This is a genomic window from Castellaniella sp., assembly GCF_034007085.1.
Taxonomy (GTDB): domain Bacteria; phylum Pseudomonadota; class Gammaproteobacteria; order Burkholderiales; family Burkholderiaceae_B; genus Castellaniella.
Map to the genome: position 1 here is coordinate 1 of NZ_JAVERO010000188.1, position 3,262 is coordinate 3,262.

Consider the following 3,262-nt stretch of genomic DNA (forward strand, 5'->3'; position numbering starts at 1 on the left):
AATAGGCATCGGCAGCGTGGACGGCAGCCTGTTCGTGCCGCACGAGCACGTGCTGGAATTTATCCTGCTTGTAGATTGCGTCGTAGATGTAGAGGACCGCGCCGCCTGGGTAGCCGAACACGTGGTCCACGCCTTCCTCGATGAGACAACGCACGACGATGTCGGCGCCATTGAGTTCCATGATGGTTCCTTTCTTGACCCGTATCGAGCACCAAGCGGCCATCGAAGACCTGGGCCAGTACCAGCACCCCGCCACATGATCCGACGCTGGGCGATTCACGGAATCGCTTTGCCCGGACACATCGCGGGACCAATCTGTACCCCTTGACACCAGATACTCGCGCCTTCAGGCGCAATGTGGTGGAAATGGACGCCCCGGACCGCGCTTGTGACACATCCTGGAGCATGAAAACGGAAGACGAAAAAAACCGGGTGTGTGGCCCGGGAGCGTTCGCCGCATCGGGTGGCCGCGATGGGGCCAGCCGAAGACTTAATTTACCGCGTTGCAACATGCGGCGCAAGCGGGGCACAGCGCCAGCCAGCCATGCCCATGCGCCCCGTCATGGCGACACGTCACAGCCCCCGATTGCAGCAAATCAAACAGCCCCCTGATTCCGGTCCCATGCGCATTGCTCCGCCCCTGGTTCTTTCCTACACTGCCAGTTTCGTTATATATACAAATCTATAGCGCCATAACAATGAATCTGCACAGCAAACACTCACCGCTGGGGCTTGCCCTGCTGGTGGCTCTGGGCCTGTGGGGAGGGGCCTCTGCAGCCGCCGGCACCGGATCTCAAACCGCCGACGACACCGTCCGTTCGCTGGCGCCGGTCGAAATCCAGGGCGAACATGCCCGTGAACCCATCGCCCCTGCCCCCTCAGGAGACACCATCACACGCGTCAACGCCGAAGGCATCCGCCTGTTCGGCGGCCCGGCCCAGAGCAATCCATGGACGGCCCTGCGAGCCGCCCCTTCCGTCAACTTCCAAAGTGCCGACCCCTATGGCCTGGGCCGCCCATCCAGCCTGAGGCTCAGGGGCAAGAGCTCGACGCACATCGGCAGGACTCTGAATGGCCTGCCGATCGCAGGCGAACCGGGGTTCGCCAACGGCAAAGGCGGGGCCGATCTGGTCGACCTCGAAAACCTGAGCAGCATCAGCCTGACCCGCGGCCCCGTTGCTGCCGACCGCGGATTCGGCTTTTCCAATTCCGGGGTCGTCGATTCGGAATTGCGCTGGCCGGAACACCGCTTCAGCGCCCAGGCCGCACAGTCGTTCGGCACCTATGATTTCCGTCGCACATTCGTGCGTCTGGACACCGGCGACCTGGGTAGCCATGCGGCCCGTGCCTTTGTCTCGGTATCCGACACGCTGGCCGATCAATGGCGCGGTCCGGGCGACTCCCGCCGCACCAACATCGAAGCCGCCATCGCCCTGGACATTTCGCCCAGGATCCAGGCCAAGCTCTACGGCGTCCATCACCAGATCCGCTGGCATTCGAATCGCGCCCTGAGTCACGCCCAGGCACAGGACGAATCCCAGTACGAAGACATCGTCTACAACGACCGCTTGACCGGCAACGCCAAGGACGATGTGTTCTATTACCAGTTCAACCGCCAGGACCTGACCAACAAGGCCCTGATCGGCGATGTGCGCATCGCCCTGGGCGATCACGATCAAATCGTGTTCAAGCCCTACTACTGGCAGGAAAAAGGCTGGGTGCTTTCGGGCAGCGCCAACGAACTGGGCAAGGGCAAGCCCGGTGTGAACCGCTGGAACGTCGATCACGACAACTACGGCTTCGACCTGCATTACGAATCCCGGCCGGACTGGGGTGAATGGCGGGTCGGCTACTGGTATCAATCCAGCGAGGCCCCGCCCCCGCCCACTGACCGCGCATCCTACGAAATCCAGCCGGACGGCTCGCTGGCGTTCCGTCAATGGAGCACGCTGGCCGAGACCACCCGCCACAAGTACATGAACCCATATGCGACGGTCACCTGGCAGTACGGTCCGGTCGAACTCAGCGGTGGCCTGCGCTACATGCAATACAAGGACCCCTCCTTCCAATACTTCGAAGCCGACGGGGTGACGCCCAGCCCGGACATGTATTCCAAAGGCCGCACCTACCGGTCCTGGCTGCCCAATGCCGGCATCGCCTGGCACATCACGCCAGACCTGCTGGCCAGTGCCCATTATGGGCGCACCTATGGCCGGCAGAACTGGGGCTCGGTCGCCAGCACCTACACCCAGAACAAGGCCGCCTTCCAGGCGGCCGGGCTGCACTTCAACGACATCTGGAATGGTCTGCGGCCTGAACAATCGGACAACTACGACCTGGGCCTGCGCTACAGCTTCCCTACGGGCTACATCGCCTCGACCCTGTACTACACCCGCTACAAGCACAAGCAGCTGAACATGTTCGATCCGGACATCAACGTGTCCTATCACCAGTCAGCCGCACGCGCGACCGCCAAGGGGCTGGAACTGGAACTCGGCCTGAACCCTGTCTCCGATCTCGACGTCTATCTGTCCTGGTCCTGGAACAAGGCATCCTATGACGATGACATCGCCACCAAGGCCGGCACCGTCATCCCGGTCGGCGGCAAGCAGATGCAGGATTCGCCCCGCCATATGGCCAAGGCCACTGCGGTCTGGCGGCCGGGCGCCTGGACCCTGATGCTGGCAGCCAATCACATCGGCTCGCGTTTCGGCGATACCGAAGAAAAAGAACGGGTCGCCAGCCATACCGTGTTCGATGCCGGGGTCTCCTATGATTTCAGCCGGTTCATGGGCATCCGTGATGCCTCTCTGGGGCTGACGGTCTCGAACCTGTTCGACAAGCGCTACATCGGCGTCATCAACAGTTCCGACTACACGGTAGGCGGCAAGCCCAGCTACTACCCTGGCGCACCTCGGACCGTCGTCCTGGCCCTGTCCGGGCGGTTCTGAACCCATGGCCCACGCGTCTGCAGCTGCACACCCCGTCCTGCTGACCCTCACGGGCCTGCTGGCCGGCGGCATCATCCTGGCCCTGGGTCAGGGAGATTTCCCGATCCCTCCCGGCCAGGTCGCCGCCCTGCTCTGGACACCTGCGCCGGACCAGGCTGCCAGCGACGTCATCTGGTCGATCCGGCTGCCCCGGATCGCCGCCGCCGTGCTCACCGGGGCCAGCCTGGCGGCGGCAGGCGCTGCGTACCAGACCCTGTTTCGCAACCCCCTGGCCTCCCCCGCCCTGCTGGGCGTGTCTGCCGGCGCGGGTT

Annotated in this window: 3 protein-coding genes; 2 read left to right on the plus strand and 1 reads right to left on the minus strand. The window is 63.4% G+C overall.

Annotated elements, in window-relative coordinates:
- Positions 1–181, minus strand: a 181-nt coding sequence (locus RBR29_RS11415) for a thiamine pyrophosphate-binding protein (protein WP_320349386.1), incomplete at its 3' end; no start/stop codon positions are given.
- Positions 182–698: 517 nt separating this feature from the next.
- Between RBR29_RS11415 and RBR29_RS11420 the strand changes: the two genes are divergently transcribed.
- Positions 699–2,951 (plus strand): TonB-dependent receptor, encoded by a 2,253-nt coding sequence (locus tag RBR29_RS11420; RefSeq protein ID WP_320349388.1) that lies wholly within the window; start codon positions 699–701, stop codon positions 2,949–2,951.
- 4 nt (positions 2,952–2,955) lie between these two features.
- Positions 2,956–3,262 (plus strand): iron chelate uptake ABC transporter family permease subunit (locus RBR29_RS11425; protein WP_320349390.1); only part of this gene is annotated, 307 nt, incomplete at its 3' end.

Excerpts from the sequence above, each read along its gene's own strand:
- RBR29_RS11420 (WP_320349388.1), top strand. The coding sequence starts at position 699 with ATGAATCTGCACAGCAAACACTCACCGCTGGGGCTTGCCCTGCTGGTG.